This window comes from Stenotrophomonas sp. 22LJNL06-5-1, from assembly GCF_056861455.1.
In genome coordinates, this window is the sequence record NZ_JBSPUE010000009.1 from 85,907 (window position 1) to 109,819 (window position 23,913).

Genomic DNA, 23,913 nt, shown 5'->3' on the forward strand with positions numbered 1-23,913 from the left:
AAACCCCGCTTCGGCGGGGTTTTTTTTTGCGCACTGGATCCACGCCATGCGGGGATGCCGTGCGCGGCCTACCTTCTCCATTCGCAACCCGCCTCGGGCACAATGCAGCCATGACGGAACGACTGCGCATCGCCGTGATCGGCTACGGCACCGCTGGACAGGCGGTGTCCATCCTGCTTACGCGTGACGGCCACGAGGTGGAGATCTTCGAACGCGTGCCCACGCCGGGACCGGTTGGCGCCGGCTTCCTGCTGCAGCCCAGCGGCCTGCAGGTACTGTGGCAGATGGGCCTGCTTGATTCAGTGCGCGCACATGCCGCGCCGGTGCACCGCCTGTATGGCGACACGCCGTGCGAGCGCGCGGTGATGGACATGCGCTACGACGGCCTGGATGCGCGCCTGCACGGCCTGGGCATGCAGCGCGGGGCCTTGTTCTCGTTGCTGGAGGAGGCGCGCGCAGGCGAGGGCCAGCTGCATGCCGGTACCACTATTACCGAGGTGGATGCCGAACACGGCCGCCTGCGTGACAGCGAAGGGCGCCTGCATGGCCCGTTCGACCTGGTTGTTGCCGCCGATGGCGCCGCCTCAACGCTGCGCGGCACGATCGCCGGCGGTGCCGGGCTGGACCGCGTGTATCCGTGGGGAGCGCTGTGGTGCCTGCTGCCGGCCGAAGACTGGCCGCACGTGCAGGAGCTGCGCCAGCGCTACGTGGCCGCGCGCAAGATGATCGGGCTGCTGCCGGTCGGTACGCGCCCCGGTGATGACACGCCGCGCCTGAGCTTCTTCTGGAGCCTGCCACGCACCGACTTCGAGCGCTGGCAGGCCGATGGCATGACGCCCTGGCTGGATGAGCTGCATGCACTGTGGCCGCAGGCCAGCGCGCGCTTCGCCCATCTGCGTGATGCCGGCCAGCTGGCGCGCGCGGTCTACCGTGATGCGGTGATGACGCGCTGGCACCACGGCCGCATGGTGCTGGCCGGTGATGCCGCGCATGCGATGAGCCCGCAGCTGGGGCAGGGCGTGAACATGGCGCTGCTCGATGCGTTGGCGCTGCGCGATGCGGTGCGCACCTACGGCGGCAGCACGGTCGCGCTGCAGGCCTACCAGGCGCAGCGACGCGCGCATGTGGCGGTGTATCAGCGCTGGAGCCGCTGGCTGACGCCGTTGTTCCAGTCCGATCGCGATGCGTGGGCAAAGGCGCGTGATGTACTGCTCGGGCCGATGGGGCGCCTGCCGGGTGGTCGTGGTCACATGCTGCGGGTGCTCAGTGGCACGCAGCATGGCTGGTTCGGCTCGCTGGCACTGGATCCGGCCTTCATCGACGCGTTGGCAACTGCCGCCGAACCGCCCCGCATCATCGCCGCAACCGCCGGCGCGTGAAGCCCGGCGTCACGTGAATTAACGGTTGCCTCACCGCGGATATGCGAGAAGAGGGGAGCACGCGACAGCCGCGTCGCCCGTTTTCCTTTCCGTGATCAATATCGCGCGTGGCCCGGGTGGCGCCGCCGTTGCGGCCTGCTGCGGCCCGGATGTGCCGCTGATGTTGAAGAGGAGGACGCCATGTTGTTCGCGGTCGAGGAGCTGGAATCGGAAATCTGCAAGCTGCGCGGTCTGCTGCAGATGCTGCACGAGGACCAGCCCGACGTACTGGAGGACGTATTCGAATTCCATGTCGGCAGCCTGATCAGTCATGCATCGCCCGAGCACCACGCACGCATCCGGGCCTGTGCGCAGGAAATGCTGGTGGCCATCCAGGCCCTGCCGCGGCGACGTGACGATGACACGCCTGATTTCCGCCTGATGCCGGCGCTGGGCGTCCGCCCGGCCTGATTCACCGTACGGGCAGTTCCACCAGGCCATCTTCCACACAGGCGATCATCCGCTCGCTGTGGGCAGGTACGGGCATGATTCCAGCGGTGAACGCGGAGAACGCGGGCAGGATCGTCATCCGCTCGCGCAGCCAGAATGCGGGGAAGCGCCGCCGCAGAGGCGGCACGGTGATCTGCGGATGCAGATGACCTGCGATCACGTGCAATGCCGCGTCGAGCATCGGCTCATGGCGAAGCAGGAACGGTTGCAGCCGTACCTCATCGTGGATATGTACCTGCAGCTGCGCATGCGGCAGCTGCCGATCGTGATTACCGCGCAGTACATGCACGTCCAGCGCGGCATTGCGCTCGCGCCATGCCAACCATTGCTGGTACCAGGCGGCGCGATGTGCCGGCCCATGCAGGATGTCGCCCAGGATCCAGAGTTCGCGGCAGGTGTACGTGTCCAGCAGTGACTGCAGGCGCTGCAGGTCCGTGCGGGTACCGCCAGCGGGCAGCGCGATGCCGGAACGACGGAAGACATCGGCCTTGCCCAGGTGCAGGTCGGCGATCAGCAGCGCCCGCCGCGCGGGCCAGTACAGCGCACGCGCGCCAAGCAGAATCAGCGATTCGCCGGCGCGCAGCAGCGGCAGTTCATCGGCCATGGCGGCGCTCCAGCTGCTGGGCCGCGCGTTGCACGCGGGTGCGCCAGTCTTCGTTGCTGAATTGCCCGCGCAGCCGCTCTGCCCACAATGGAAAGCCCAGTGGCGTGAGTGATGAAGGGCGCTGCACCGACAGCGACCGGGTGCCGATCCGTTCCAGTACCTGCTGCAGTCCGGGAAGGTCCAGGCTGTCGTGCAGTACTTCGCGCTCGGCCAGGGCCAGCAGCAGATGGTCGGGATCATGCTCGCGCAGTACGTCGTACAGCAGGCCCGCCGAGGCCTGCAGCTGGCGCAGCGATCGCGGCGTGCCGCCGGGCAGGCTGGGGACCAGCAGGCCCGCTACGCGTGCGATGCCACGGAACTGGCGCCGCGCCAGCTCGCCCAGGTTCACCGCAGCACGCAGATCGTCCAGCAGCTGATCGGTGGTGAACAATGCGCACCATTGCGCCGCATCCAGATCGATCGCCTGCGCCGGTGCCAGCACCAGGCCATGATCGTTTACCGCATAGCCGATGCTGTTGCGCTGTCGGCGGGTACAGCGCAGTGCCAGCAAGGCGGCCAGCGCCTCGTGCACGTGGCGGCCGGCAAAGGGGTAGACGAACAGGAACTGGCCTTCGCGGCGCCGCACCTCTTCCACCAGCAGATGTTCTGGGCCGGGAAGCGCCGACAACTGCTGCTGCAGTGCCAGCAACGGTAGCAACCAGCGTGATTCGGCGCTGTCGTCGGCGCTGGACAGTACCCACTCCAGCTCGCGGCCGAGCGGCATCGACAGCGGCAACTGGTCTCCCTGCCATCGCGGCACCACACCCTCACCGCGTCCTCGTGCCAGCCGCACGAAGGCGGTCATGTCGCGCAGCTGCACCAGTTCCAGCAGGCGCCCGGCGAACTGGAAGCGATCACCACGGCGCAGTCGGCTGGCGAACTGCTCCTCCACGGCGCCCAGGCCACCACCGCGCAGGAACTGCACGCGCACGCTGCCATCGCTGCTGATGGTGCCGATCGACAGCCGATGGCGCAGTGCCTGGCGGCGATCGTGCATGCGGTAGTAGCCGTCGTCATCGCGTACGACCTTGTGGAAATCGGGGTACTGGGCCAGCGCCTGGCCGCCCTGCACGATGAAGGTCAGTACCGCCTGCCATTGGTCTTCGCCGAGCGATGCGAAGGCGTGGGTGCGCCGCACCTGCGCCAGTAGCGCATCGCTGTCGAAGCCACCGGCCAGGGCGCGGCTGACCGCATGTTGGGCCAGCACATCCAGCGACAGCGTCGGCGGCCTGCGTGCTTCGACCACGCCTTCGGCCAATGCACGGCGCACTGCGGCGTACTCGGCCAGTTCCAGCGCATGGCTGGGCACGCACAGGATGGAACCGCTGGCACCCGGGCGGTGGCGTGCACGTCCGGCGCGTTGGCGCAGGCGCGCCACGCCCTTGGGGCTGCCCAGCTGCAGTACCTGTTCGACCTCGGGGAAGTCCACGCCAAGGTCGAGGCTGGAGGTGGCCACTACGCAGCGCAGCGCGCCAGCGCGCAGTCCGTCTTCCACCTGCTGGCGCAGTGCCGGATCCAGCGAGCCGTGGTGCAGCGCAAGCGTGTCCTGGTCCTCGGGCCAGACCGCGGCCAGTGCCTGATGCCATAGTTCCGCCTGCGCACGCGTATTGGTGAACAACAGGCTGCTGCGTGCCTGCATCAACGCGTCCAGCACGCGAGGCAGCTGCGCCAGGCCCAGATGCCCCGCCCAGGGGAAACGTTCGCCGGGGTCGGGCAGCAGGCTGCGCACGCTGATTGCCCGCGTACGTACACCTTGCACGATCGGTGCATCCGGCTGCCCGGGCAGCAGCACGTCGCGTGCCTCCTGCAGATTGCCCAGCGTGGCCGACAGCCCCCACAGCTGCACTGCAGGCGCGGCATCGCGTAGCACGGCCAGATTCAACTGCAGCAGGACGCCGCGCTTGTTGCCCAACAGCTCGTGCCATTCGTCCACTACCACGCAGCGCAGCTGGCGCATGCGTGGCAGCGTATCCGGATAGCTCAACAGCAGCGCCAGCGATTCCGGCGTTGTGACCAGTACGTCGATGCGGCCCTCGCGCGCCTGTCGTCGTTCGCGGCTGCTGGCGTCACCGCTGCGCAGGCCGACCCGCCACCCCAGCCCCAACCCATCGACCACGGCCTGCAGTGCGCGCGCGGTGTCGCTTGCCAATGCGCGCAAGGGCGTCACCCACAGCACCTGCAGCGGGCGCACTGCACTGGCGCGGCGGGGCGACGGCGGTGGGTCGATCATGGCCTGCAGCAGAGGGCCGCCGAACATCGCCAGTGTCTTGCCGCTGCCCGTGGGTGTGTGCAGCAACCCGGAACCACCGGCAAGGTAATGCCGCCACATCGCACGCTGGAACGGCAGTGAGCGCCAGCCACGCGCGGCGAACCAGTCTTCCAGCCTGCGCAGCGCCTGGCTGCGGGTCATCGCGCCAGCGCCTGCAGCGTAGCCAGCTGATCGGCCTCGTTGGCAGGCTTGTCGTGGCGCCAGCGCAGGATGCGCGGAAAGCGCACGGCGATGCCGGACTTGTGCCGGCTGCTGCGGTTGACCGCTTCGAAGCCCAGCTCGAACACCTGTTCGGCGCGCACGCTGCGCACCGGCCCGAAGCGCTCGCGGGTGTTGGCGCGGATCCAGCGGTCGAGTGCGAGGATCTCCTTGTCGTCCAAGCCCGAATAAGCCTTGGCCACCGGCACCAGCGTGTCGCCGTCCCAGACACCGAAGGTGTAGTCGGTGTACAGCGTGCTGCGCCGCCCGTGGCCGGCCTGTGCGTACAGCAGCACCGCATCGACGGTGAGTGGATCGACCTTCCATTTCCACCAGTCGCCGCGGCGTCGCCCGGCCAGGTAGGGCGAGCCCCTCCGTTTCAGCATCAGACCTTCCACGCCGCGTTCGCGTGCCACGTCGCGCATCGCTGCAGCCCGCCGCCAATCGTCGGCGTCAACGTGGGGCGACAGCTGGATCCGCACATCGTCCAGCGCACCGATGACCTCGGTGAGCTGCGCGCGCCGCTGCTGCAACGGAAGTTCGCGCAGGTCCGCGCCATCGAGTTCAAGCAGGTCATAGGCGAGCACGCGCACCGGCGTGTTGCGCAGGGTGGCCGCACCGGGTTTGCGGCGCTGGATGCGGGTCTGCAGTGCATTGAAGGCGCGCGGCAGGTTGGCGGTCTCGTCCCAGGCCAGTAGCTCTCCGTCAAGCACGCAGCCCTCCGGCAACGCCATCGCCGCCTGCTCGATCTCGGGGAAGCGGCCATCCAGCCGTTCCTCGCCGCGGGACCACAGCGCGACCTCGCCACGCCGGCGCAGCAGCTGCAGGCGGATGCCATCCCATTTCCATTCCAGCAGCCAGTCATCGATCGGGCCGAGCCGTTCGGCAGGTTCACCTTCCAGTGGCGATGCGAGGAAGAACGGGTAGGGCTGCTGACGGTCCAGCGGAAGCTCATCCGGCGACAGCAGCTGAGCCAGCAGCCCGGGCGAAGGCACCCACTCGCCAAGCATGCGTTGGGCGATGCGTGCGATGTCCAGGCCGGACCATTCGGCCAGCGCCTGCTGTACCAGCCGCTGCGAAACGCCTACGCGCAGGGCGCCGGTCAGCAGCTTGTTGAACACCAGGCGTTCGCTGCTGCACAGCTGCCGCCAGCCCGCGACGACCGCCGCACGGCGCACTGCCTCGGGTTGATTGGCCACCGCCAGCAGATGCTGTTCGATCCATTCGGCCAACGCGCGGTCGGCAGCTGGCTGCGATGGATCATCCAGCAGCAGGGTCAGCGTTTCGGCCAGGTCACCCACCTGCGCATAGCTGTCTTCCACCAACCAGGGCGGCAAGCCGGATTCTTCGGCAATCCAGGTGCGCAACTCGCCGCTGGCAGCGATCCTGCGGCGTGCGCCGCCCACCTTGCCACCGCTGAGCAGGTACAGCGCCCATGCGGCATCGTGCGCGCGCGCCTGGCGGAAGTAGTCGACCAGCGCTGCACGCTTGTCCAGCGTGGCGGTGCTGCGATCCAGGCGCTGGTAGAGCGCAGCGAAGGCCTTCATTCCTCGCTCCCGAAATCGGTACGGAAGGCTTCGGCATCCACGCCGCGCTCGCGCAGGAACGGAATCAACGCATCGGTATTGCCATGGGTAGCGATCACCCGCTGCGCGCCCGTCTGTTCGATGGTCTGCAGCAGTGCTGGCCAATCGGGGTGATCGGAAATGACGAAACCGCGATCGACATTGCGGCGCCGCCGATTGCCGCGCAGCTGCATCCAGCCGGAGGCGAAGCCCAGCTGGTGGCGGCCGAAGCGGCGCATCCAGGGCGTGCCCGCAGCCGACGGCGGGGCGAGGATCAGCTGGCCGGCGGCATCAGGCTGGCGGCCCTGCTCGGCGACGGTGAGCGTCTCCAGCATCGGTACCCCGGCCTGCCGGTAGACCGCCACGCCATTGGCGATGGCGCCATGCAGCCAGGCTGGGCGATCGTCCAGTGGGCGCAGTTCGGCCAGCACCCGTTGCGCCTTGCCCAATGCGTAGCACAGCAGGATCGCCGCTTCGCCACGTTGTTCGCATTCGCGGCGCCACGCCACGATCTCTGCAGCCACCGCCGGCGTGTCCGGCCAGCGGTAGATCGGCAGTGCGAAGGTGGCCTCGGTGATGAAGGTATCGCAGGGCACCACTTCGAACGGTGTGCAGGTCGGATCAGGCTGCCGCTTGTAGTCGCCGGAGGCGACCCAGACCTGTTCGCCGTCATCGATGCGCACCTGTGACGAACCGAGCACGTGGCCGGCGGGATGCAGCGATACCTGCACCCGCCCAAGCTGGAACGCGGCACCCTCGGCATGCGCCTGTACCGGCACGTCACCCAGCCGCCAGCGCAGGATCGGCAGGCTGCCTTCGCTGCAGTGATACTCCCCCATGCCCGGACGGGCATGGTCGCCGTGGCCATGGGTAATGACCGCACGCGGTACCGGTCGCCACGGGTCGATATGGAAATCGCCGGCGGCGCAGTACAGCCCCTCCGGGCGCAGCACCACCAGATCGTCGTTGCCTGCCATGCACTCACTGTGGCCTGCGTCTCGTGCAGAGGGTGAGAACCGGCCTGAACACGGGCTTGGCAGGCGATGCGGCACAATCGGGCCGCAGACCTCTTGCCGCCAGGATGGACCGGATGAGTGGACCCAGCTTCAGCAGCAACGCGCCGTATGAAACCCATGTGGTGCTGAACCAGCCGCCGCCGTTCGCAGGGCGACAGTTGTGGACCGACGACGTGGCGTTGATGGAGGCCGTGCAGCGCGAAGGCGCCGCCAGCTTCACGTCGCGACTGGGGGTCTATGGTGCACTCGCCGGTGATGAACTGTACCGGCTCGGCTTCGATGCCAACCGTGATCGTCCACGCCTGCGCACGCATGATGCACAGGGCCATCGCATCGACACGGTGGAGTTCCATCCGGCCTATCACCAGTTGATGGACACGGCCAAATCGCACGGCGTGGCAGGATTGTCCTGGCATGAGCCGCAGCCTGGCGCGCACGTGGCGCGTGCGGTGTTGAGCTACCTGCATCACCAGGCCGAGGCAGGCACCAGCTGCCCGTTGACCATGACCCATGCGGCGGTAGCGGTACTGCATTCGCAGCCACATCTGGCCGAGTGGGCGCGCAAGGCCGCTGCACCGGTCTATGACCCGCGCGACGTGCCGGTGGCGGACAAGGCCGGCATCACCCTGGGTATGGGCATGACCGAGAAGCAGGGCGGTTCCGACGTGCGTGCCAACAGCACGCGCGCCGAACCGATCGATGGCGAGCGTTACCGCCTGGTCGGCCACAAGTGGTTCTTTTCCGCACCGATGTGCGATGGCTTCCTGGTGCTGGCGCAGGCGCCGGGAGGGCTGACCTGCCTGCTGATGCCGCGCCGGCTGGCCGATGGTGACCGCAATGCGTTCCGTTTGATGCGGCTGAAGGACAAGCTCGGCGACTGGGCCAACGCCTCCAGCGAGGTCGAGTTCTGCGGCGCACAGTCATGGCGGGTGGGCGAAGAGGGGCGCGGCGTGGCCACCATCATCGGCATGGTGATGATGACCCGCCTGGACTGCATGCTGGGTGCGGCGGCGGAGATGCGCATGGCACTGGCGCAGGCGCTGCACCACGCACGTCATCGACGCACCTTCGGCAAGCTGCTGGTCGAGCACCCGCTGATGACCAACGTGCTGGCTGATCTGGCGCTGGAGTCGGAAGCGGCCACGGTGTTGGCGATGCGCATCGCACGCGCGGTGGATCGTGCCGGTGTGGATGCCAATGAAGCGGCGATGGCGCGGTTGGGGACGGCGCTGGGCAAGTACTGGCTGTGCAAGCGCGCGCCGGCCTTCGTCAATGAAGCGCAGGAATGCCTGGGCGGTGCCGGCTACGTGGAGGAGTCGATGCTGCCGCGCCTGTACCGGCAGGCACCGTTGAATTCGATCTGGGAGGGCAGCGGCAACATCCAGTGCCTGGATGTGCTGCGTGCGCTGGCGCGTGAACCGGAGGCGATGGCGGCGTTGCGCGGTGAGTTGGCGTCGGTGGCTGACCGTGATGCGCGCTATGCAGCGGCATTGCAGCGTTGGGCAGCGGCACCGCCAGCGGAGGAAGCGCAGGCGCGGCTGTTCTGCGAGCGCACTGCGCTGCTGCTGCAGGCGGCGCTGCTGCTGCGTGCGCGCAGTCCGATGGCGGAGGCGTTCGTGCGCAGCCGGCTGGAAGGGGAGCATGGGCTGGCGTTCGGGACGCTGCCGGCGGGGCTGGAGCTGACGGCGATGCTGGCGCGCGCGCTGCCGTAGGGGCGGCCAACGGCGGAGCCCCTCGTGGTGGGCGCTGATACTGATGGGTGGGCCGCGCGGGTAGGTCGCGCAGGGGGCGCCGTGAATACGTCCTTGTAGGCTCGGGCGCGCCATCCATGGCGCTTACGCCCCTGCGCAACCTACCCGCGCGTCCTTGGACACTTTCCGTGGGCGCACACCACGGAATCAACAGAAAAAGCAGGGAGCGAAAAGCAGAAAAGCCGCGGCAGTGCCGCGGCTTTTCCTGTGGAGCCGAGCCGGTGCTCGGCTGCCGGTAAGGCTTAGTGCTTGGCTTCTTCCTTGGCGGCGTTGGCCTTGGCGTCATTGGCGACATCGCGGGCCTTGTCGGCGACCTTCTGTGCCGCGTTGGCGGTCGCGTCGCTGGCGTGTGCGGCGGCGTCGGTTGCGGCGTCCTTGGCCTTGTCGGCGGCGTTGGCGGTGGCGTCTGCAGCCTTGTCCAGCGCCTGCTGGGTATCGGCGGCGGCCTGCTCGGAAGCGGCAGCGGTCTTGTCGGCGGCGTCGCGGGTGGCTTCGGCGGCCTTGTCCACGGCGTCACGTGCGGCAGCGCCTGCGCTGTCGGCAGCCTGCTGTGCGTCCTGCTTGGCCTGTTCGGCTTCCGGGCCCTTGCAGGCGGCCAGGGCCAGCAGCAGGGAGGCGGCCAGCAGGGTGGTGGTGATCGGACGAATCTTCATGGCGGTCTCCGGTACTGCAATGGATGGGGACGCCAGCCTATTCATGCCGTTGTGAAGACGGGGTCGCGATGCAGCGGCTCAGTCGCGCGCATTCGACAAAAGAAAAAGCCGCTGGCGAACCAGCGGCTTTTCCAGAACAGCGTGAAGAAAGAAGTTATTACTTCTTGGCTTCTTCAGCAGCGTCCTTGGCCTTCTCAGCGGTGCCTTCAGCAGCCTTGGCAGCGTCAGCAGCGGCGCCGGCAGCGGCGTCGGTGGCAGCAGCGCCAGCCTGGGCAGCAGCGTCAACCGAAGCGTCAGCAGCGGTGGCGGCGGTGTCAGCGGCCTGCTGGGCAGCGTCGGCGGTCTGGGCGCCAGCAGCGGCGGCCTGGTCGGCAGCAGCCTGGGCTTCGGTGGCGGCTTCGTTGGCCGAAGCAGCGGCGTCCTGGGCAGCTTCCTGCTTCGAGCAGGCGGCCAGGGCCAGAGCCAGGGACATCGCGACCAGCAGCTTGTTGATGCTCATTGTGTGAATCCTCGTCGTTAGAATTAGGCAACGCGCATGCTGCGCGCCGACAACATGATGACAAGCCAAGATTGGGTGTCAAGCGATCCCGCATTCATTTTTGCGAAATCATCGTTAAATCCATTTAAATCAATTCGATGGCGATAGCCGTTGCTTCGCCACCGCCGATGCACAGGGTGGCAATGCCGCGCTTGCCACCGCGCGTGCGCAGGGCGTTGACCAAGGTCACCACCAGGCGTGCACCGGAGGCACCGATCGGATGGCCCAGTGCGCAGGCGCCGCCATTCACGTTGAGCTTGTCATGCGGGATGCCGAGCTCACGCATCGGTGCCATCGCCACCACGGCAAAGGCTTCGTTGATTTCAAACAGGTCGACCTGGTCCACCGACCAGCCGGTCTTGTCCAGCAGTTTGTGCAGCGCGCCGATCGGGGCGGTGGTGAACCACTCCGGTTCCTGCGAATGGGTCGCGTGGCCGACGATGCGGGCCAGCGGGGTGATACCGCGCGCGGCCGCATCTTCCTCGGTCAGCAGCACCACTGCAGCAGCGCCGTCGGAGATGCTGGAGGAACTGGCGGCGGTGACGCTGCCGTCCTTCTTGAAGGCCGGGCGCAGGGTCGGGATCTTGGCGATGTCCGAGCGGCCGGGCTGCTCGTCGGTGCTGACCTCGACCTCGCCCTTGCGGGTGGCGACCTTCACCGCGACGATTTCATCGGCGAACGCACCGTTGGCCTGGGCCGCCTGCGCGCGCTTGACCGATTCGATGGTGTAGGCGTCCTGCTCTTCGCGGCTGAACTGGTACTTGTCCACGGCGCATTCGGCGAATTCGCCCATCGCCTTGCCGTCGTAAGCGTTGACCAGGCCATCGTGGGCCATGTGATCGACCGCCTGGAAGTTGCCGAAGCGGTTGCCGGTGCGCGAGTTGGGCAGCATGTGCGGCGCGTTGGACATCGATTCCATGCCGCCGGCGACAACGATGCTGGCCGAACCGGCCTTGATCAGGTCATGGCCGAGCATGATGGTCTTCATGCCCGAGCCGCACACCTTGTTCAGCGTGGTGGCACCGGTCGACAGCGGGATGCCGGCAGCGATCGCCGCCTGGCGGGCGGGCGCCTGGCCGAGGTTGGCCGGCAGCACGCAGCCCATGAGGACTTCGGAAACGTCGCTGGCCGGGATGCCCGACTGTTCCAGGGCGGCGGCGATGGCGGCCGCGCCGAGGGTCGGGGTCGGCACGCCGTTGAACTGGCCGAGGAAGGAGCCGATGGCGGTGCGCTTGGCGGCGGCGATGACGATGTTGGACATGGCAATCTCGTTGATGCGTGAGCAATGTTCGGAAAGGAGACCGTGGGCCGTTGGAAGCGCCCCGGTTTCCCGGCAGACTGCGTGGGGGTCGGCCCAAGTATAGAGGGTCGGGGAGGGCCGCCGCTGGACGGCGCCGCATGCCTGCCGGGACAAGGGCGGGCCAACGTTCATGGGAAGGAATCGATGAAACGCACGACGACGGTGAGATCTGCCCTGGCAACCGCGCTGGCACTGGCGCTGACGGCCTGTGGCGGAGGTGGCGGAGGCGGCAACGTGCGCATCGATACACCGCCACCACCGCCGCCGCCGACTACCCCGCCACCGACGACGCCGCCCCCGGTCAAACCGCAGGAGCCGGCCTTCGACGCGCATCTGTCAGTCACCAATGCGCGCGCCGCACAGGCTGCCGGCCTGACCGGTCAGAACGTGCGCATCGGCATCGTCGACTCGGGCGTGCAGCGCAATGCGGTGGCGTTGAATGGCCGGGTGCTGGCCAACCTCAACTACATCGATCCGGCCAGGAACAATCTGGGTGTCGACGATGTGGTCGGCCACGGCACCGCCGTGGCCAGCCTCGCCGCCGGCGCAGCAACGGGCTCCTGGCCGGGGGGCATCGCGCCAAAGGCGCAGATCGTGTCGGCACGGATCATTGCCGACAAACCGCCCGTCGATGACGGCAGCGGCAAGGGCAATTCCTTCAGCGGCCCGCTGGGCGTGGCGCAGGTCCACCAGGACCTGATCAGCTATAACGTGAAGGTGATGAACAACTCGTGGGGCGGCCTGTACTGGACCGACCTGCCGACCACCGCGCAGGTGGCCGCCGAATATCGCCCCTTCGTGATCAACCACGGCGGGCTGGTGGTGTTCGCCGCAGGCAACGATGGCCGCAGTGAACCGAGCAGCCTGGCCGCACTGCCCAGCCAGCAGGGCATGGCCGGCACGCTACCGGCCGCCGACCTGGAGCGCGGTTGGCTGGTGGCCACCGCCGTGGATCCGTATGCGCCCGGTACGCTGGCCAGCTATGCCAATGCCTGTGGCCAGGCGGCACGCTACTGCCTGGCAGCGCCAGGCAGCGCGGTCTACCCCGATGCCAACGGTGGCAGCTACTACTGGAACTACGGCACGTCATTCGCGGCGCCCTTGATTTCCGGCGCGGCGGCGCTGGTCTGGGAGCGCTTCCCGTACTTCAGCAACGATCTGGTGCGGCAGACCCTGCTGGGCACCGCCAAGGACATCGGCGCGCCGGGCGTGGATCCGGTGTTCGGCTATGGCCTGCTCGACATCGGTCGTGCGATCAACGGTCCGGGGCGCTTCGACTGGGGTGATGTGGTCGCCAACGTGGACCTGGCCTCGACCGGCTCGGCGTGGCGCAACGATATCGTCGGCAGCGGCGGCCTGGTCAAGCAGGGCGGGGGCACCCTGGTGCTGGCCGGCAACAACAGCTACACCGGTGCCACCCGCATCGAACGCGGCATCCTGTCGCTGCAGAACGGTGGCGTGATCCGTTCCAACGTGACCATCCTCGGCCAGCCCGATCCGGATTCGACCGGCCTGCAGTTCAATGGCGGCACGCCCCGCGTGATCGGCAATGTGGTCAACGGCAGCAGCGTATTCCTCACCACCGGCAACACCACCGGCACCATCGAGGGCAACTACACCCAGCAGGCCGGCGCACAGCTGATGATCGCACTGGGCGCCAATGCGCTGCAGGTCACCGGCAATGCCGCGATCGACGGTGGCGTGCGCGTGCATGGCTTCGTTTCCGGCTACGTGCCACAGAACGGCAGCCGACAGGACCTGATCCATGCGGCAGGCGGACTCAGCGGCACCTTCAGTACGCCGGCTACCTCCAGTGGCCTGCAGGGGCTGTCATTGCTGCAGAGCAGCTACGGCTATGACAGCAACAACGCCTGGTTGAACCTGACCCAGGTCAGCGTCACCGCAGCGGCCAGTGGCCTGGGGGCGTCCGCCCAGGCGGCAGCACAGCGCCTGGAAGGTGCATTCGCAGCGCTGGACAAAAACGCAGGCCTGCAGGGATCGGCCTTTGGTGCAGCGGCCGGTGCCCTGCAGTGGACCGGCGGTGGCCCGCAGGGCCTGGCCGCCAGCCTGCAGAGCCTGTCCGGTCAAGCGCATGCCCGTGCCGAAGCGGCGACCTTCGACAGCATCGACATGTCGCGGCGTGCGATTGCCGAGCGATTCGATCGTGTACAGGCCGCACCGCGCCTGCGCGGGAGCTGGCAGAGCGCGCTGGGTGAGGCGGGGCAGGGCAGCTTCGCCGGCAACGCCGCCGACAGCCGGGGCTGGATGGCCGGCCAGGATCTGCCACTGGGCAGCAACGGCCTGATGGGCGTGGCGTTTGGCGAGACCCGCAGCAATGGTGGCAGCCGTTTCGGCGGCGATCGTGGGCGTGATCGTCAGGCGCAGGCGCAGCTGTACGCCGGCTGGAATCTGGGGCGTGGCTACGCGTTGGCCCAGGTGGGCAGCGGCCAGTTCACCCGCGCGCTGGATCGTCAGCTGCTGCTCGGTGCGGGCGCCTATGGCGTCTCTGCGCGGTACGGCGGCCGTTTCAGCAGTGCCAGCGTGGAGGGCGGCTACCGGTTGGGGCGTGCAGGCGCATCGTTGACGCCCTACGTCGGCGCCAGCACCACGCGTGTGGATACCGACGCCTTCAATGAACTCGGCGGCTTCGGTTTCGGCCTGCGGGGTGATGCCAATCGCGTACAGCGCAGCCAGATGCTGGCCGGTATCCGCGGCGAACGTGGCTGGGGGCGTTGGACGCTGCGTGGACATGCCGAATGGCAACAACGGCTTGATGGTGCGGATGCGGACTGGCAGGCCAGCTTCGTCGGCGTCGATGCCTGGGCGCCGCTGGCGGGCTGGAACGCGCCGCGCGGCAGTGCGCTGATTGGCGTGGCGCTGGAATCGTGGTGGGGCCGCAATGGTCGCCTGAGCCTGGGCTTTGACCAGCGCGTCGGCGGCGAAGGTGCGCGGCAGGCAGCCTTGCGCTACAGCACCGGGTTCTGAAGGACGGGTCGCGCCGGGTCATGCCCGGCGCGACGTCTGCAGCCTCAGCCGCCGCGCAGGTTGCCCAGGCGCGGGGTGCTGCGGCCCAGCGGCATCTTCAGCTTGCCGATCGACAGGATGCGGCTCTCGGCGATGCGGTCGGCGGCACGCTGCGGCGCGATGTTCTCGCGCTGCGACAGTTCGAAGATGCGGGTGAGGTTGTGGTAGATGCTGCGGATCAGACGCATCGCGCGTTCGCGGTTGTAACCGTCGATCTCCAGCGACACGTTCATCACGCCACCGGCGTTGACCGCATAGTCCGGCGCATACAGGATGCCGCGCGCATGCAGTTCGTCGCCGATCTCCAGGCTCGACAGCTGGTTGTTGGCGGTGCCGCAGATGATCTTCGCCTTGATCCGCGGCAGGGTGTCGGCGTTGATCGCGCCTTCCAGCGCGCACGGCGCGAACACGTCGGCGTTCACTTCATGGATCTCATCCGGCTTGACTGCTTCGGCGCCGAAATCGCTGACCGCGCGATCAACCAGCGCGCTGTCCAGGTCGGTGACGTAGAGCTTGGCGCCGCGGTCGCGCAGCAGCTTCACCAGTTCCATGCCGATGTGGCCCAGGCCCTGCACGGCGATGCTGGTCTTGCCCACTTCCTCATGGCCGAACTTGAAGCGCATCGATGCCATCAGTGCCTGCAGCGCACCGTAGGCGGTGAACGGGGCGGGGTCGCCGGAGCCACCATGGACCTGGTGCACGCCGGTCACGAACTGGCTTTCCAGGTAGATGTTCTCCATGTCGTTGACGTCGGTTCCGACGTCCTCGGCAGTGATGTAGCGCCCGCCCAGCGAATCGACATAACGGCCGAAGGCACGGAACAGCACCTCGGTCTTGTCCACTTTGGGGTCGCCGATGATCACCGCCTTGCCGCCACCTACGTTGAGGCCGGCCAGTGCATTCTTGTAGGTCATCGTCCGGCTCAGCCGCAGCGCATCGGCCAACGCCTCGTCGGTGCTGGCGTAGGGGCGCATGCGCACGCCGCCCAGGGCCGGGCCGAGGGTGGTGTTGTGGATGGCGATGATCGCCTTCAGGCCGGCGTCGTGGTTGTGGCAGAACACCACCTGTTCGTGGCCGGTGGTGGCGAGGGTTTCGAATAGCATGGCGTCTCCGATGGCGCGATCAGCGGCTAACTGCAGCGAACGGCCAGTGAACGGTAGGGTCCCAAAACAAAAAAAGCGACGTCGTCGGTGCAGGGGGACGGGTCGCGCGGCGCCATTCTAGTCCATTCCCCCGGCCGGTGCCGTCGACATCGGCGGCCTTCCGGTTAAAGAAGATGAAAGTGCGGCCGATGCTGCGACGACGGCGGGTGGCCGGATTCGCGTGAAGAGGCAGGGCGGTCAGTGACGGCAAGGGCACCACAACGACAGGGCGGGCGGCGATGACGCCGGCCTGGTGGCGATCGCTGCGCGGCTGGCTGGCGCGCTCGACCGGGACCGCGCCGTCCCGGTTGGCGGCGGTGTCGCGGCAGGCGGTGGCGGCGGCTGCGGCCAGCCTGCAGGGCGAGGCTCTGCCCTCGGCCGAGATCGCTGCACATCTGCAGCGCGGCCTGCATGCGCTGGCCCTGTACCCGCGCCTGGCCGGTGAATCGACGCCGGTGCAGGCCGCGGGGCTGGGCGAGGCGGTGGCGCGCGCGCTGCAGGACCGGGACTGGGCGGCCCGTCAGTTGCCGCGCCGCCCGCAGCTGCTGCCGCAGCTGATCCAGACGGTCAACGACGATGCAGCGTCGGCGCGGGTGATGGCGGCGATCATCGGCCAGGACCCGGTGCTGACCGGCAACCTGCTGCGCATCGCCAACAGCCCGGCCTACAAGGTGCACGAGCGGCCGGTGGAAAGCCTGCAGCGGGCGGTGACGCTGGTCGGTACCGAGGGCGTGCGACAGATCATCAGCGCGGTTCTGGTGCAGCCGGTGATGCAGGTGCAGTGCGAGGTGTTTCCGCAGTTCAGCACGATCATCTGGGAGCACGCACTGCTGGCCTCGCGCGCAGCCGCTGACCATGCGCGTACGGTCACCTTCGGCGATGCCTTCGCCGCCCAGTGGCTGGGCCTTGTACAGGGGCTGGGAGCCGCACTGGTGATGCGCCAGCTGCTGCAGGAAGCGCAGGCACGCGATGAAACCGTGGAGCCGGCGCTGGCGCTGCAGCTGCTGCAGCAGTGGTCGCTGCCGCTGGCGCAACGCGTGGCTGCGGCCTGGGAGCTGCCCGAGCCGGTGCACCAGGCCCTGGCGCCCGAGGCGGATGGCCCGCTGGCCGACAGCCTGCGCCTGGCCAGCGCGGCCGCAGCGGCCAGCCTGCTGTGCCGGCACGGACATGCCAGCCAGAGCCGCATGCTGGCCCTGCTCGAACAGTTGCCTTCGGCGCCGCCGCATGCCCTGCGCTGGATCTGGCGGCGCCTGCATGGGCGCAGCGTGGAAACACGGGATGACGCCGGGCAAGAAGAGGCGGGTCCGGCGCCCTGAGCGCTACAGCTGCGATTCCACCGGCAGCCAGCTGATCACCCGCGCGGTCCAGCGCTTGCCCAGGCTGGCCCCGGGTTCGGCCTCCACCCAGTGCGGCGGTGGCTGCCGCTCCAGCCAGCGCAGGTCATCATCACGCCCCAGCGCCAGCCACCAGCTGTGCTCCGGGCCGGCCAGGCGCAGGTACTCGTCGCGCAGCTGCGCACCCAGCACCGGGTCGTCGAACAGCACGCCCATTTCGGTATTGAGGTAGGCCGAACGCGGGTCGAGGTTGAACGAACCGACGAAACCGCGACGGTCATCGACCACGAATGCCTTGGTGTGCAGGCTGGCACCGCTGCTGCCGAACAGGCTGGCATCCAGCTGGCCGTGTGCCTTCAGTTCGTACAGCTGCACGCCGGCCTTCAGCAGCGGCACCCGGTAGCCCATGTAGCCGCCGTGTACCGCCGCCACGTCGTTGGCGGCCAGTGAATTGGTGACCACGCCCACCTGCGCGCCGCGCGCGGCCAGCGATGACAGCGCCTCGACCCCATCGTTGCCGGGCACGAAGTAGGGCGAGATCAGCAGCGCGCTGCGCTGCGTGCCGCGCAACTCGTCGCTGAGACGGCTGACCAGCCAGCCGCGGCGGTCGTCATCGCGGTGCTTCATCGGCGGATCGGAAGCGATGCGCACGTTCGCGCTCCAGTGCAGCGGTTCCGGGCTGGGCCGCTGCAGTGCGCGCGATTCGGCCACGCGCTGCAGGTAGGGCTGTGCCTTGGCATGCATGGCATCCAGGTCCGACTGCCGCACCAGCTGCTGCAACTGCGCATCGGTATACGAGGCCAGTGCGGAAATCGGGATCGCCGTGCTGCTGTTCCAGTAGTCGTCGAAGATCTGGTTGGCCTGCTGCACGGCGGGGCCGGCCACCACCAGATCCAGGTCCTGGAAGTTCACATCGTCGCGCGCGCTGAAGTATTCCTCGCCGATGTTGCGGCCACCGACGATCGCGATGCGGCCGTCTGCAATCCAGCTCTTGTTGTGCATGCGGTGGTTCACGCTGAAAGCACGTTGCACCAGTTCCAGCGTGCGCGCGACGCCGCTGCGGTTGCGGAACGGGTTGTACAGGCGGATCTCGATGTTCGGATGCGCATCGAGCGCCATCATCAGCGCGTCCTTGTCCTTGGCGTTCATGTCGTCAAGCAGGATGCGCACGCGCACACCGCGCTCGGCGGCGTCGTACAGCGCCTTGGCCATCAGGTGGCCGATCAGGTCGTCGTGCCAGATGTAGTACTGCAGGTCCAGGCTGCGGCCTGCGTGCGTGGTGATCATCGCGCGTGCGGCGAAGGCATCCATGCCATCACTGAGGAACGCCACGCCGGACTGCCCGGGGTGTGCGTCCTGCAGCGGCACGATTTCCTGGTCGATGCGGGTCTGCGCCAGCTGCAGTGGCAGCACATGCGAGGGTGAGCCCTGCGCCTGTGGCGTGAGATGGTCAGCCAGCAGCAGCCCGGACAGGACCAGCAGCAACAGCGCGGCGAGGATGAGTGCAGCGACGCGCAGCAGGCGTCGCCACAGGGGCTTGGGCAGGCTCATGCCCCGATGGTAGAGCCACGCCATGCGTGGATGAAAGCCGAGAGACCCGCCGCGTAGATCCACGCCATGCGTGGATGGCTTCTTCAGACAACGTCACGCCATGCGTGGATGACAGGGACTTCGCGGTCAGAACCGCTCGTCGCTGCCCAGGTAACGCCACTGCGCAGGCGGCAGCGGCCCCAATGCCACGCGGCCAATACGCAGCCGACGCACGGCCGTCACCTGCAGGCCGGCAGCCGTCACCGCCACGCGCAGGCCCTTGGCGGTCAGTCCCTTGCCAGCAAAGCGCAGACGTTGCTCGCTCTGCCAGCTGACCTTGGCGCCGCCCGATTCCTGCTGCAGCCGGGCCATCAGCCACGGGCCGCGCTCCGGACCGCCTTCGGCTACTTCGATCAGGTATTCCTGTTCGGTGCGGCCCAGATTGCGCTGCAGATGGGCCAGCGTGGCCGGATCCTGGCTGACCACCACCAGGCCGCTGTCGCTGGCCGGAAGCGAGGCGGCCAGCTGCAGGCCGTGGAAATGGCGCTGCAGCGGACGGATGTCGCTGGCATCAAGTTCGCTGCGGCTGTCACTGCTGACCAGCGCACACAGGGTCTCAGCGGCAACGCCGGCTGGCTTGTGCAACAGCATGCTGACGCGCTCGGCCTTTTCATCGCTGGCCTGCTCGGCCACGACGATCACCGCGCTGTCATCGACCGGACGCTGCGGCTGTTCGACCACCTCGCCATTGACCGTGACCCAGCCGCCTTCGATGTAGCGTCGCGCTTCGCCGCGCGGGATGCCGAGCAGGGCGGACAGGCGTTTGTCGAGACGGATCGGTTCCATGGCGGAAAGGTCAGGCAGGGGGCGCGCAGTGTAGCTGCTGCGGCCGGTCAGCGCTGGCCGCGGTTGGCCAGCTCGGTCAGGTACAGGCGGGTATCGAATTCCAGCTGCAGGTAATCCGGCTCCATGTGCTGGCACAGCTGGTAGAAGGCCTTGTTGTGGTCGGCTTCCTTCAGGTGGGCCAGCTCATGCACCACGATCATGCGCAGGAACGCTGCCGGTGCCTGGCGGAACACGGTGGCGATGCGGATCTCACGGCTGGCCTTGAGGCGGCCGCCGTGGACGCGGGAGATGGCGGTATGGGTGCCCAGCGCGTGCTTGATCACTTCCAGCGTGTTGTCGTAGCAGACCTTGTTGAGCGGCACCGACTTGCGCAGGTAGCGGTCCTTCAGGTCCTGGGTGTAGTCGTACAGCTGGCGGTCGCTGCGTACTTCGTGCGGGTCGGGGTAGCGCTGCTGCAGCCAGGGGCCGAGCTTGCCCTGCGCCAGCAGGTCGCTGACCTGGGCAACCAGGGGTTCGGGATAACCGGTGAGGTACTTCAGGACTGCCATGCAGGGGCGGCGGGGCGTCGGTAGAATGGGGCATCCAAGATTACACGCGGTACGCATCGACCATGGCAAAGCCCAACGCGCTGCAGGAACAATTGCTCAAGGCCGGCCTGGCCAAGAAGTCGCAGGCCAGCGCTGCCGCCAGCGCGCAGGCCAAGGCCCGCCAGGGCAAGGCCGAATCGACCTCGGCCGACGTCCAGCGCGAGGCTGAACGGGCCCGCGCCGAGAAGGTCGAGCGCGACCGCGCGCTGGCCGCCGAGCGCAATGCCCAGGCCAAGCTGGCTGAACAGAAGGCACAGGCCCGGCAGATCATCGCGGCCCATGCCGTGCCCCACAAGGGCGATGACGAGTACCGCTTCAGCGATGGCGCGGCGATCCGCACCCTGCTGATCGACCCCAAGCTGCGCAAGGCGCTGTCGGTGGGCGTACTGGTCATCGTTGCCCACGGCGACGGTTACGCGCTGCTGCCACGTGCTGCTGCCGAGAAGGTGCGTGAGCGCGCCCCGGAAGCGATCATCGTCGACCACGGCCAGCCGGGCTCGACCGCCGAGATATCCACCGGCAACGCCGAGGACGACGCCTACTACGCGCAGTTCCAGGTGCCCGACGACCTGGTCTGGTAAGCAAAAAGGGGACGGAGGGGATTAAGTCGCGATCGACCTGATTGAAGTCCTCCACGTTCTGCTCAGATTGCTGAAGATCAGCCGGGCATGGCTCGGCTCAACACAGGTCTGCTCCTTTGTGCGCGGGTGTATCGTCCCCATATCAGGCGACACACCTGCGGAGGATGGCCATGGCCACCGGTTGGGCGGGAGACGGCGCGGTCCAGGACCAGATCGACGCCACCGTCGACGATGCGATTGCCCGCGCGCGGCGCCAGCTGCGCGAGGGCCCGGGTCTGGAACATTGTGAGGAATGCGACGCGCCGATTCCGTTGGCGCGGCGCCAGGCCGTGCCTGGTGTACGTCTGTGTGTGGCGTGCCAGCAGGCGCATGACGACGAAGCGCAGGCGCATGCCGGCTACAACCGGCGTGGCAGCAAGGACAGCCAGTTGAGGTGAGGGGTGTTCGGCAGGGCTGCGCCCTGCACCCGCCGAAGCCTTCAAGCCAAGGCAACAGCCACAGCAAAAGCGGGCATTCCGTGGGGTGGCGGGGCGGTGTCGGAGTGCGGGGACGCCGCAAGTACCTCCTTGTAGGCTTGGCAGCCGCATCCATGCGGCTGACACCCCGCACTCCGACACCGCCCCGCCTTCGACGGGTTCACGCGGCTGTTGGTGATGGCGGCTGTTTGAATGCGCGGCTGTTGGTAGGTGTCGACCTTGGTCGACACGATTTTTCTGTCAGACATCGAATGAATCATCCACGCATGGCGTGGCTCTACTGTGTCGACCAAGGTCGACACCCACCAGGGCAGAACGCCGTCCCGACAGATCGCGGAAATCTGTCGAAGGCGGGGTGGGTCCGGTTGAGGGGGCGTGAGCCGCATGGATGCGGCGACCGAGCTTACATGGACGTACTTGCAGCGTCCCCCTCAACCGGACCCACCCCGCCAACCCACGAAATGCTGGCTTTTGCTGTTGCTCTGGCGGTTGACGTTGATTCGGCAGGTGCAGGGCGCAGCCCTGCAAAGGAAAACCCCCTCAGCCGTCGCCCTGGATGCCGCCGGGGGCCTGTGCCGGGTCGCGCCAGCGCCGCACCGTGCGCTGGAAGAACAGGTTGTTCGGCAGCTGCAGCACCGTGCCCTCGTGGCCGTCGCCGGTCTCCTGCAGCGTGGTGTAGATCAGGTTCACGTCGATTACCCGGCCCTTCAGGCCCGGCTTCTCGCCGTTCTCAAGCACCTCGATGTAGTCGTGCAGGCGAAACGGGCGGGTGGTGAAGATCAGCAGCGTGCAGAAGATGTTGGACAGCACGCTCCACGCCGCGAAGAAGGCCACTGCACCCACGGCGGCGAAGCCGGTGAAGGCGGTCCACAGCACCGACGGCTTCGCGCCGAGCAGGCTGAGGATGTACAGCAGGGCACTGAAATAGACCACGAAACTGGTTATCCGGCGTGCACCCATCACCATTTCAGGCGGCAGCGTGTAGTGCTCGGCGAAGCGGCGGATCAGGCGACGGGCGAGCAGGCGCAGGAGCCACGCGACCAGCAGCACCAGTACGATCTGCAGGGCGACGCCGGCGTAGTTCAACCACGGGTGGGTCCAGGCGGGCAGGTGATCCTTCAGCGACAACATCATGGGGCGAAAACAGGTGGCGGGAACGGCCCCCGATGTTACCCGGCGCGTGCGGGGGATTCGACCGCCGGGGTCCAGGCCAGGCACACCAGCTCCTGGCGGTGCTGCTGCAGGCAGGCGCGGCCGTTGTCGGGGCGTAGCTGCAGTGACAGGCCCAGCGCCTGCAGCAGGACGCAGGCGGTGATCACCAGCAGGGCGGCGCAGGATGGGCTGGACATGGCAGGACTCCTGGACGGCAATTTTGCGAAGGACCTTCCATGGATGCAGCAGCCATCAAAAAGGTTGCATGGCATTGATCGGGGATGGGCTCTAAACCTTTTTCCGGGTCACCGCATCCAAGCGATATGCTCGACACCACCATGCCCGCGCTGCCTGCCGCCAACGACGCCGTCGACGAACCCGCCCTGGTGAGGGCGGCGGCGGCCGGCGACACCGCTGCCTATGAACTGCTGTACCGGCGCCACGCGCCCCGGGTATTCGCTGTGCTGTGGCGGCTGTGTGGAGGCCAGCAGGCGCGCGCCGAGGATGCGCTGCAGGAAGCGTTCCTGCAGGCGTGGAAGTCGCTGCCGGGGTTCCGTTTCGAGAGCAGCCTGTCAACCTGGCTGCACCGGCTGGGCGTCAACGCGGCACTGATGGAGCTGCGCGGGCGTGCTGCCGGGCAGGACCATGACAGTCTCGACGAAGTGGACGGAGGGTTGCAGGAACTGGCGGTACACGACCGCTGTGCCGGCACCGAACGCGACCTCGAACGGGCGCTGTCGACGCTGCCACCACGGGCACGTGCGGTACTGGTACTGCACGACATCGAAGGCTGGAAACACCAGGAAATCGCCGAACAGCTGCAGATGGCCGTCGGCAGTTCCAAAGCACAGTTGCATCGTGCGCGCGGCCTGTTGCGCGCACGGCTGGGAGACATGACATGAATACACACGACCACGATTCCGACCACGATCTGCTGGCACGGCTGCGCGCGCTGCCAAGCGAGCGCGACGTACCCACCGATGGCTGGGCACGCCTGTCGGCCCAGCTGCCGCTGCGTGAACCGCAGGCGGCACCTGCGCCGCGCGACAACGTGGTGGCCCTGCCGATCGGTTCGCGTCGGCGTTGGTGGTTGCCGGTGGGTGCGGCGTTGGCGGCCAGCCTGGCGGTCTACGCCGTGGCGCCGTGGCGCCATGCGCAGCCAGAGGTTCCGGTACCTTCAGCGCTGCAGCTTCAGGCGGCGGCGATGACCGAGCAGTATCAGCAGGCCGTCGCTTCGCTGCCCGATGGACGGGCGCCGGAATGGCAGCCGGCCCTGCACGAACTGGATGAAAGCGCGGCGCAGATCCGTGCCGCCTTGGCGCAGGACCCGCGTGCGCCGCACCTGCTTGGCCAGCTCAAGCGCACCTATGCGCTGCGGCTGGAACTGACCCGGCAGGCGGCCTATGCCGCCGAGTCCGGCTTGACGACCTGAGGAGACCC

Annotated in this window: 22 protein-coding genes; 9 read left to right on the forward strand and 13 right to left on the reverse strand. The window is 67.8% G+C overall.

Features of this window, described 5'->3' with window-relative positions:
- The first annotated feature begins 110 nt into the window (after window positions 1-110).
- The gene (locus AC13GF_RS18230) at window positions 111-1,379 is read left to right on the forward strand and encodes an FAD-dependent oxidoreductase (RefSeq protein WP_483005551.1); all 1,269 of its coding nucleotides are present in this window, start codon (window positions 111-113) and stop codon (window positions 1,377-1,379) included.
- 180 nt (window positions 1,380-1,559) lie between these two features.
- Window positions 1,560-1,829, forward strand: a complete 270-nt coding sequence (locus AC13GF_RS18235; RefSeq protein WP_295553025.1) for a hypothetical protein — start codon at window positions 1,560-1,562, stop codon at window positions 1,827-1,829.
- A 1-nt stretch (window position 1,830) separates the two neighbouring features.
- On the opposite strand, the gene pdeM is transcribed toward AC13GF_RS18235, so the two are convergent.
- The 4 genes from pdeM to AC13GF_RS18255 are packed head-to-tail and all read right to left on the reverse strand — an operon-like array spanning window position 1,831 to window position 7,520.
- Window positions 1,831-2,472 carry a ligase-associated DNA damage response endonuclease PdeM gene (pdeM, locus tag AC13GF_RS18240; protein WP_483005552.1) on the reverse strand — a complete coding sequence of 214 codons (642 nt, stop codon included), beginning with the start codon at window positions 2,470-2,472 and terminating at the stop codon, window positions 1,831-1,833.
- Complete coding sequence (locus tag AC13GF_RS18245; protein ID WP_483005553.1) at window positions 2,462-4,921, reverse strand: ligase-associated DNA damage response DEXH box helicase; 2,460 nt, start codon at window positions 4,919-4,921, stop codon at window positions 2,462-2,464. Before AC13GF_RS18245 ends, pdeM begins: the two co-directional genes overlap by 11 nt.
- Window positions 4,918-6,525 (reverse strand): ATP-dependent DNA ligase, encoded by a 1,608-nt coding sequence (locus AC13GF_RS18250; protein ID WP_483005554.1) that lies wholly within the window; start codon window positions 6,523-6,525, stop codon window positions 4,918-4,920. The genes AC13GF_RS18245 and AC13GF_RS18250 overlap by 4 nt, the downstream gene beginning before the upstream one ends.
- Entirely contained in the window at window positions 6,522-7,520 is a 999-nt protein-coding gene (locus AC13GF_RS18255) for a ligase-associated DNA damage response exonuclease (protein WP_483005555.1), read from the reverse strand. The genes AC13GF_RS18250 and AC13GF_RS18255 overlap by 4 nt, the downstream gene beginning before the upstream one ends.
- Before the next feature lie 113 nt (window positions 7,521-7,633).
- On the opposite strand from AC13GF_RS18255, the gene AC13GF_RS18260 reads away from it, so the two are divergent.
- Window positions 7,634-9,271, forward strand: a complete 1,638-nt coding sequence (locus AC13GF_RS18260; protein WP_483005556.1) for an acyl-CoA dehydrogenase family protein — start codon at window positions 7,634-7,636, stop codon at window positions 9,269-9,271.
- 281 nt (window positions 9,272-9,552) lie between these two features.
- Here AC13GF_RS18260 and AC13GF_RS18265 read toward each other — a convergent pair whose 3' ends face one another.
- From AC13GF_RS18265 to AC13GF_RS18275, 3 genes are all read right to left on the reverse strand, one after another.
- Entirely contained in the window at window positions 9,553-9,963 is a 411-nt protein-coding gene (locus AC13GF_RS18265) for a hypothetical protein (RefSeq protein WP_014647982.1), read from the reverse strand.
- Between the two features lie 157 nt (window positions 9,964-10,120).
- Complete coding sequence (locus AC13GF_RS18270) at window positions 10,121-10,462, reverse strand: hypothetical protein (RefSeq protein WP_004153024.1); 342 nt, start codon at window positions 10,460-10,462, stop codon at window positions 10,121-10,123.
- Window positions 10,463-10,586: 124 nt separating this feature from the next.
- Window positions 10,587-11,762, reverse strand: a complete 1,176-nt coding sequence (locus AC13GF_RS18275; protein WP_126930025.1) for a thiolase family protein — start codon at window positions 11,760-11,762, stop codon at window positions 10,587-10,589.
- Window positions 11,763-11,945: 183 nt separating this feature from the next.
- Between AC13GF_RS18275 and AC13GF_RS18280 the strand changes: the two genes are divergently transcribed.
- Complete coding sequence (locus AC13GF_RS18280; RefSeq protein WP_483005557.1) at window positions 11,946-14,786, forward strand: S8 family serine peptidase; 2,841 nt, start codon at window positions 11,946-11,948, stop codon at window positions 14,784-14,786.
- Window positions 14,787-14,830: 44 nt separating this feature from the next.
- Here AC13GF_RS18280 and AC13GF_RS18285 read toward each other — a convergent pair whose 3' ends face one another.
- Window positions 14,831-15,928: a Glu/Leu/Phe/Val dehydrogenase dimerization domain-containing protein gene (locus AC13GF_RS18285; protein ID WP_010482852.1), complete on the reverse strand. Its 1,098-nt coding sequence runs from the start codon at window positions 15,926-15,928 to the stop codon at window positions 14,831-14,833.
- 278 nt (window positions 15,929-16,206) lie between these two features.
- Between AC13GF_RS18285 and AC13GF_RS18290 the strand changes: the two genes are divergently transcribed.
- Window positions 16,207-17,283 (forward strand): HDOD domain-containing protein, encoded by a 1,077-nt coding sequence (locus AC13GF_RS18290; protein WP_483005558.1) that lies wholly within the window; start codon window positions 16,207-16,209, stop codon window positions 17,281-17,283.
- Window positions 17,284-17,286: 3 nt separating this feature from the next.
- Here AC13GF_RS18290 and AC13GF_RS18295 read toward each other — a convergent pair whose 3' ends face one another.
- The 3 genes from AC13GF_RS18295 to AC13GF_RS18305 form a co-directional block, all read right to left on the reverse strand.
- Window positions 17,287-18,876: a phospholipase D family protein gene (locus tag AC13GF_RS18295; RefSeq protein ID WP_483005559.1), complete on the reverse strand. Its 1,590-nt coding sequence runs from the start codon at window positions 18,874-18,876 to the stop codon at window positions 17,287-17,289.
- A gap of 102 nt (window positions 18,877-18,978) precedes the next feature.
- Window positions 18,979-19,677, reverse strand: a complete 699-nt coding sequence (locus AC13GF_RS18300) for an RNA pseudouridine synthase (protein ID WP_119006602.1) — start codon at window positions 19,675-19,677, stop codon at window positions 18,979-18,981.
- A gap of 47 nt (window positions 19,678-19,724) precedes the next feature.
- Window positions 19,725-20,225: a M48 metallopeptidase family protein gene (locus tag AC13GF_RS18305; protein ID WP_010482861.1), complete on the reverse strand. Its 501-nt coding sequence runs from the start codon at window positions 20,223-20,225 to the stop codon at window positions 19,725-19,727.
- Between the two features lie 62 nt (window positions 20,226-20,287).
- On the opposite strand from AC13GF_RS18305, the gene AC13GF_RS18310 reads away from it, so the two are divergent.
- Together AC13GF_RS18310 and AC13GF_RS18315 are read left to right on the forward strand one after the other, a co-directional pair.
- On the forward strand, window positions 20,288-20,845 hold the full coding sequence (locus AC13GF_RS18310; protein WP_483005560.1) for a DUF2058 domain-containing protein: 558 nt from the start codon (window positions 20,288-20,290) through the stop codon (window positions 20,843-20,845).
- Window positions 20,846-21,015: 170 nt separating this feature from the next.
- On the forward strand, window positions 21,016-21,282 hold the full coding sequence (locus AC13GF_RS18315; RefSeq protein WP_032129365.1) for a DksA/TraR family C4-type zinc finger protein: 267 nt from the start codon (window positions 21,016-21,018) through the stop codon (window positions 21,280-21,282).
- Window positions 21,283-21,861: 579 nt separating this feature from the next.
- On the opposite strand, the gene AC13GF_RS18320 is transcribed toward AC13GF_RS18315, so the two are convergent.
- Window positions 21,862-22,455 (reverse strand): mechanosensitive ion channel domain-containing protein, encoded by a 594-nt coding sequence (locus AC13GF_RS18320; RefSeq protein ID WP_483005561.1) that lies wholly within the window; start codon window positions 22,453-22,455, stop codon window positions 21,862-21,864.
- A 35-nt stretch (window positions 22,456-22,490) separates the two neighbouring features.
- The gene (locus tag AC13GF_RS18325) at window positions 22,491-22,670 is read right to left on the reverse strand and encodes a hypothetical protein (RefSeq protein ID WP_043402757.1); all 180 of its coding nucleotides are present in this window, start codon (window positions 22,668-22,670) and stop codon (window positions 22,491-22,493) included.
- Window positions 22,671-22,796: 126 nt separating this feature from the next.
- Here AC13GF_RS18325 and AC13GF_RS18330 point away from each other — a divergent pair, with 126 nt between their 5' ends.
- The gene (locus AC13GF_RS18330) at window positions 22,797-23,375 is read left to right on the forward strand and encodes an RNA polymerase sigma factor (RefSeq protein WP_241877422.1); all 579 of its coding nucleotides are present in this window, start codon (window positions 22,797-22,799) and stop codon (window positions 23,373-23,375) included.
- Window positions 23,372-23,905: a hypothetical protein gene (locus AC13GF_RS18335; protein ID WP_483005562.1), complete on the forward strand. Its 534-nt coding sequence runs from the start codon at window positions 23,372-23,374 to the stop codon at window positions 23,903-23,905. Before AC13GF_RS18330 ends, AC13GF_RS18335 begins: the two co-directional genes overlap by 4 nt.
- Window positions 23,906-23,913 lie beyond the last annotated feature (8 nt).

Bases quoted from the DNA above. Each gene is read 5' to 3' on its own strand.
- AC13GF_RS18285 (WP_010482852.1), bottom strand. From the start codon at position 15,928: ATGCTATTCGAAACCCTCGCCACCACCGGCCACGAACAGGTGGTGTTC.
- AC13GF_RS18320 (WP_483005561.1), bottom strand. From the start codon at position 22,455: ATGATGTTGTCGCTGAAGGATCACCTGCCCGCCTGGACCCACCCGTGG.
- AC13GF_RS18235 (WP_295553025.1), top strand. From the start codon at position 1,560: ATGTTGTTCGCGGTCGAGGAGCTGGAATCGGAAATCTGCAAGCTGCGC.
- AC13GF_RS18270 (WP_004153024.1), bottom strand. From the start codon at position 10,462: ATGAGCATCAACAAGCTGCTGGTCGCGATGTCCCTGGCTCTGGCCCTG.
- pdeM (WP_483005552.1), bottom strand. From the start codon at position 2,472: ATGGCCGATGAACTGCCGCTGCTGCGCGCCGGCGAATCGCTGATTCTG.
- AC13GF_RS18290 (WP_483005558.1), top strand. From the start codon at position 16,207: ATGACGCCGGCCTGGTGGCGATCGCTGCGCGGCTGGCTGGCGCGCTCG.
- AC13GF_RS18305 (WP_010482861.1), bottom strand. From the start codon at position 20,225: ATGGCAGTCCTGAAGTACCTCACCGGTTATCCCGAACCCCTGGTTGCC.
- AC13GF_RS18295 (WP_483005559.1), bottom strand. From the start codon at position 18,876: ATGGCGTGGCTCTACCATCGGGGCATGAGCCTGCCCAAGCCCCTGTGG.
- AC13GF_RS18230 (WP_483005551.1), top strand. From the start codon at position 111: ATGACGGAACGACTGCGCATCGCCGTGATCGGCTACGGCACCGCTGGA.
- AC13GF_RS18280 (WP_483005557.1), top strand. From the start codon at position 11,946: ATGAAACGCACGACGACGGTGAGATCTGCCCTGGCAACCGCGCTGGCA.
- AC13GF_RS18275 (WP_126930025.1), bottom strand. From the start codon at position 11,762: ATGTCCAACATCGTCATCGCCGCCGCCAAGCGCACCGCCATCGGCTCC.
- AC13GF_RS18300 (WP_119006602.1), bottom strand. From the start codon at position 19,677: ATGGAACCGATCCGTCTCGACAAACGCCTGTCCGCCCTGCTCGGCATC.
- AC13GF_RS18255 (WP_483005555.1), bottom strand. From the start codon at position 7,520: ATGGCAGGCAACGACGATCTGGTGGTGCTGCGCCCGGAGGGGCTGTAC.
- AC13GF_RS18310 (WP_483005560.1), top strand. From the start codon at position 20,288: ATGGCAAAGCCCAACGCGCTGCAGGAACAATTGCTCAAGGCCGGCCTG.
- AC13GF_RS18335 (WP_483005562.1), top strand. From the start codon at position 23,372: ATGAATACACACGACCACGATTCCGACCACGATCTGCTGGCACGGCTG.
- AC13GF_RS18325 (WP_043402757.1), bottom strand. From the start codon at position 22,670: ATGTCCAGCCCATCCTGCGCCGCCCTGCTGGTGATCACCGCCTGCGTC.
- AC13GF_RS18330 (WP_241877422.1), top strand. From the start codon at position 22,797: ATGCTCGACACCACCATGCCCGCGCTGCCTGCCGCCAACGACGCCGTC.
- AC13GF_RS18260 (WP_483005556.1), top strand. From the start codon at position 7,634: ATGAGTGGACCCAGCTTCAGCAGCAACGCGCCGTATGAAACCCATGTG.
- AC13GF_RS18250 (WP_483005554.1), bottom strand. From the start codon at position 6,525: ATGAAGGCCTTCGCTGCGCTCTACCAGCGCCTGGATCGCAGCACCGCC.
- AC13GF_RS18245 (WP_483005553.1), bottom strand. From the start codon at position 4,921: ATGACCCGCAGCCAGGCGCTGCGCAGGCTGGAAGACTGGTTCGCCGCG.
- AC13GF_RS18265 (WP_014647982.1), bottom strand. From the start codon at position 9,963: ATGAAGATTCGTCCGATCACCACCACCCTGCTGGCCGCCTCCCTGCTG.
- AC13GF_RS18315 (WP_032129365.1), top strand. From the start codon at position 21,016: ATGGCCACCGGTTGGGCGGGAGACGGCGCGGTCCAGGACCAGATCGAC.